This is a genomic window from Streptomyces sp. NPDC127084 (assembly GCF_042724175.1).
Taxonomy (GTDB): domain Bacteria; phylum Actinomycetota; class Actinomycetes; order Streptomycetales; family Streptomycetaceae; genus Streptomyces.
In genome coordinates this window covers 55,384-60,260 of the sequence record NZ_JBHXFA010000021.1, presented here as the reverse complement: position 1 = coordinate 60,260, position 4,877 = coordinate 55,384, and the positions used below count along the sequence as shown (strand labels likewise).

The following is a 4,877-nucleotide window of genomic DNA, read 5'->3' as shown; positions in this document are numbered from 1 at the left end:
CCACACACAGACCGACGGTCCCCCCCCCCCCGCGGGCCGGCGCGGGCGCGCGCCGCCGGGCCCCCCTGCCACGGGCCCCCCCCCCCCCCCCCCCTCTCCTTGTCGTGTCGGCCGTCGTGTCAGCCGTCGCCCTTGCGCTCGCCCAGCGTCAGATCGACCGTGGACTCCTTGCCATCACGCTTGTAGGTGACAGTCACCTTGTCGCCCGGCTTGTGGTTCCAGATCTCGCTGATCAGGGTGGGACCGCTGTCGACCGTCTTGCCGTTGAACTTGGTGATCACATCGCCCGCTTTGAGCCCCGCCTTGGCGGCCGGGCCGTCGGGGGTGAGCGCGGCCGATCCGCCGGCGCCCTGGGCGGCGATCACGGCGCCGCTCTCGTCGCTCATGTTCACCGTGGCGCCGATCACCGGGTAGACCGGCTGGCCGGTCTTGATCAGTTGCTCGGCCACGTTCTTGGCCTGGTTGATCGGGATGGCGAAGCCGAGGCCGATGGACCCCGCCTGCGTCTGGCCGAGGCCGCTGCCGCCGGCTGACTGGATCGCGGAGTTGATACCGATCACCGCGCCGCTGGCGTCGAGCAGCGGACCGCCGGAGTTGCCCGGGTTGATCGAGGCGTCGGTCTGCAGGGCGCTCATGTACGAGTTCTTGCCGCTGGAGCCGTCGCCCGAGGCGACCGGGCGGTTCTTGGCGCTGATGATGCCGGTGGTGACGGTGTTGGACAGGCCGAACGGCGCGCCGATCGCGATGGTCGAGTCACCGACTGCCACCCGCTCCGAGTTTCCGAGCGGCAGCGGGGTGAGGCCGGAGGGTGCGTTCTTCAGCTTCAGCACGGCGACGTCATAGCCCTGGGCGCGGCCGACGACCTCGGCGTCGTACTTCTTGCCGTCGGAGAAGGTCGCCGAGAGCTCACCGCCGTCGGCCGCTGAGGCCACCACGTGGTTGTTGGTGAGGATGTGGCCTTCCCTGTCGTACACGAAGCCGGTGCCCGTGCCGCCCTCGGTCTGGCCCTGGGCTCCGCCGGACTTCGCCTCGATGGTGACGACGCTGGGCAGCGCCTTGTTGGCCACGGCGGCGACCGTGCCCGGTTCCCGCTTGAAGTCGGCGGGGGCATCGCCCGCCGAGACGGTTGTCGAGATACCGCCGCGGTCGCTGTTCTCCGCCGCCCAGTAGCCGATGCCGCCGCCCACGCCTCCGGCGATGAGCGCGGCGGCGATCACGGTGGCGACGAGGGTATTGCCACGGCCTCGCGGCCGGGACGCGGGAGCGGGTGCACCCGGTGCGGCCGCTCCCCAGGGCGCGGCGGGCGGCGGCCAGCCTCCGGAGCCGTGTCCGGCGGTGGGCGGCACCGGCGGGGCATCCGGTGCGGGCGCGGCCGGACCCGGCGGTACGGGTGCGGCCGGACCCGGCGGTACGGGTGCGGCCGGTCCCGGCGGTACGGGTGCGGCCGGTCCCGGCGGTACGGGCGGCATCTGCTGTGTCGCGGATACCGGCGGTACGGGCGGGACCTGCTGGGTCGGCGCGTCCGCGCCCGCAGGGCCGGGGGTGGGGACGGGCCCGGGGGCGGCGTGCCCGCCGGGTACGGGATGCCCCGCGTGAGCCGCGCTGTCGGGAGCGGCCGGCGGCACAGAAGGGGGCACGGGAGGTACGGACGGGGCGGACTGACCCGCGGGTCCCTCGGTGCCCTCGTTCTCGGTGCTCACAGGTGTCTCCTCGATAGCCGTGTCATTGTCAGGTGCCAGCTTTTCCCACTGCCTGTCAGGCCACTGTAAGCAGGACCTGTGCATATGGGCGCGACTCCATCCGCGACCTTTATCACGGACATAGCGGGCAGCGGTACGGCTCGGTGCGACGGCGAGTTTCGGACGGTGGCACCATGACGCGGTGACACAACTCCCGATCCAGGTCGTCGCTCACCGAGGCGCTTCTGAGGACGCCCCGGAACACACCCTGGCCGCCTATGTGAAGGCCATAGAAGACGGGGCCGACGCCCTTGAGTGCGATGTGCGGCTGACTGCCGACGGTCATCTTGTCTGCGTGCACGACCGCCGCGTCAACCGTACGTCGAACGGCCGCGGCGCCGTCTCCGCCCTGGAACTGTCAGAACTGGCCGCCCTGGACTTCGGCTCGTGGAAGGACAGCGACGAGAGCCCCGACTGGGGTGATCGGGAGTTCACCTCCGTACTGACCCTGGAGCGCCTGCTGGAGCTGGTCGCCGATTCCGGGCGGCCGATCCAGTTGGCCATCGAGACCAAGCACCCCACCCGCTGGCGCGGTCAGGTGGAGGAGCGGCTGCTCGAGCTGCTGAAGCGGTTCGGTCTGGACAGTGCGGCAGGGGACGACGAGTCGCCGGTGCGCATCATGAGCTTCTCGGCGCGTTCGCTGCACCGGATCGCCGCCGCGGCCCCGCAGATCCCCACGGTGTCCCTGATGCAGTTCCTGCCGCTGCGCGCACGCGAGGCGCGGCTGCCGGCCGGTGCGCGCATCGCGGGCCCGGGCATCCGTCTCGTACGGAACCACCCCTCCTATGTCGAGCGGCTGCACGCTGCCGGCCACCAGGTGCACGTCTGGACGGTCAACGAGCCCGAGGACGTCGAATTCTGCGTGAACCTCGGGGTCGAGGCGATCATCACCAACCGGCCGAAGCAGGTACTGGACCAGCTCGGTCGCGGCTGAGCACCTCGCATGACTACAGGGAGTGCACCGGCGCGTTCGGTCAGTGTCCAGGTGTGACGAGTGCGTCACCAGACGTGGATTGGCCGGTTTCCGGTCCAGGCCATTGGGGCATCCACACCGTGGCGTGGGTGAAGGAGGTCTCGGGGGTGGCGTTGGTGGTGGCACAGGAGGTGCCCGCGTCGTCAAGCATGGCCGTTCCCCATGGCCCTGCGGGCGTGGGTGAGGCACGGCGCCGGATGCGTGACCAGCTGAGGCGCGGCGGGATGCCGGAATCGGTCGTGGACGACGCCGTCCTGATTCTTTCCGAGCTGCTCAGCAATGCCTGCCGACACGGCAGACCGCTGGGCCGGTCGGACATCGGGGAGGGTGCCATCCGCGCGGCCTGGCATACGGACCCGGCAGGCAGGCTGACCGTCGAAGTGACGGATGGGGGTGGTCCGACGCGCCCGGCTCCGGCGACGCCTTCGGTCACCGCTCGCGGCGGCCGGGGGCTCAACATCATCAGCGCACTCGCCCATGACTGGGGGGTACGGGACGGCGCCGCCGGCGAGGTCACGGTGTGGGCACTCGTGAACGAGGGGTATCGGCACGCCGACTTCGCTACGCGCGTCACCGGCCCGGGCGTATCAGTCCCACGGCCCGGCTTCGATTTCGCGGACGCGTACGACACGTATGAAGGCCGCGGAGCCCGCGACGCGTACGACGAGCCCCCCGAGTGCGCCTAGTGCTGTGACCGCCCGCGTCCGCCTGCCATCCGATTTCCCCCGGGTGTCCGGGGTCGTCCGGGACAGTCCGGGCGTTCGGGCGGGCGCGACCCGGTGACGCCGACGGACGGGCACGGCACACGTTGCGGCCTGCGCACGTCCCGTAACGGCTAGGCTCGCGCCCGAGACAGAGGCATCACACAGCACCGCAGCCCTCGGGAGAAAGCCACACCATGGCCAAGAAGCGCCCTCAGACGAAGGCCGTCAAGCCACAGCTCACCGACGGCGAGATCCCGGTGGTCGGGGCCCGCGAGCCCTGCCCCTGCGGCTCGGGCCGTCGCTACAAGGCCTGTCACGGCCGCGCCGCCGCGCACGCGGTGACCGAACTGGTCCAGCGCCCCTTCGAGGGGCTTCCCGGCGAGTGCGACTGGGTCGCCCTGCGCGAGCTGGTCCCCGCCGCCACGGTCGAGCTGACCCTGAAGGGCGGGCTCCCCGACGGCGTTCCGTCCGTGACTCTCGCGACCGTGCTGCCGATGGCCTGGCCCGCGCTGCGCCGCGACTCCGGCGCCGTACTGCTGGCGCTTCAGAACGACACCTCGTCCGGCGACCTGAGCCGCGACATGGCGCACACCCTGCACCGTGCGCTCACGGCCGCGCCCGGCACCCCGATCGCGGGCGAGCGGGTGCCGGCGGACGGGCCTCGCCTCCAGGACCTCCTCGACCTGGACGCTCCGTTCGAGCCCGTCGTACACAGCGGTTTCGAGTTCTGGATCCCGGACTCCGCCGAGAACGCGAGCCCGGAGGTCGCCGCTTCGCTGGAGCGAGCCAACGCCGCCGCCATCCCCACCGTCAAGCTGTCCGGGGTGGACGCGGCGTACTGGTGCGAGACGCCGGAGAAGAACCATCTGCGCTGGGTCATGCCGCAGCCGGAGGAGCAGTTGCTCGACGCCCTGGCCCGGCTGCACGCGGCCGGCACGTCCAGCCTCGGTGAAGGCACCCGCCTGGTCGGCTCGTTCCGTGCGCACGGACTGATGGTCCCGGTCTGGGACCTGCCGAGCGGCATGGGGGCGGAGGAGTGCGAGAAGCCGGCCGCCGAGTTCGCCGAGCGGCTCGCCGCAGCGCTGGCTTCCGACTCACCGCTGACCGCGGATGAGCGCCGGGCGCGGGGTGGGCTCACCAATCGCCAGGTGACCCTCAGCTGAGCAATCCACCGACAGACCGACCGTGCGGTCGGTGGGTGCGGAAGGCGTTATTCCCCTCCACCCGTGACCGACGGTAAGTGATTCCGGTCACAAACACCCCTACGGATCGGTAATTCGGTGTCCGAATACCCGAGATCGAATTTGCGAACAGCCGATCTCTTGTTACCGTTCTGGAAGCCCGGTCGCTGGTGCATCCCCCGTCGCCAGCGACCGGGCGCCGCTCTTTCCCGAAAACGGGCCCCCGCAACCCCCGATCCGCCCCCGCTTCCGTAGAATCCGTAAGCCTCAGTCAACTCCC

The 4,877-nt window shown here is 71.1% G+C and carries 3 protein-coding genes and 1 pseudogene; 3 read left to right on the top strand and 1 reads right to left on the bottom strand.

The annotated features are described in order from the left end of the window. Positions 1 to 119: 119 nt before the first annotated feature. Positions 120 to 1,700 carry a S1C family serine protease gene (locus tag ACFWI9_RS07940; protein ID WP_387159733.1) on the bottom strand — a complete coding sequence of 527 codons (1,581 nt, stop codon included), beginning with the start codon at positions 1,698 to 1,700 and terminating at the stop codon, positions 120 to 122. A gap of 181 nt (positions 1,701 to 1,881) precedes the next feature. Here ACFWI9_RS07940 and ACFWI9_RS07935 point away from each other — a divergent pair, with 181 nt between their 5' ends. The 3 genes and pseudogenes from ACFWI9_RS07935 to ACFWI9_RS07925 all read left to right on the top strand — a co-directional run bounded on the left by ACFWI9_RS07935 (position 1,882) and on the right by ACFWI9_RS07925 (position 4,579). After that, on the top strand, positions 1,882 to 2,673 hold the full coding sequence (locus ACFWI9_RS07935) for a glycerophosphodiester phosphodiesterase (RefSeq protein WP_387159731.1): 792 nt from the start codon (positions 1,882 to 1,884) through the stop codon (positions 2,671 to 2,673). A gap of 60 nt (positions 2,674 to 2,733) precedes the next feature. Further along, positions 2,734 to 3,398: pseudogene (locus tag ACFWI9_RS07930) on the top strand (ATP-binding protein). Between the two features lie 212 nt (positions 3,399 to 3,610). After that, a complete protein-coding gene (locus ACFWI9_RS07925) occupies positions 3,611 to 4,579 on the top strand; it encodes a DUF5926 family protein (RefSeq protein WP_387159730.1) in 969 nt (322 codons plus the stop codon). Positions 4,580 to 4,877 lie beyond the last annotated feature (298 nt).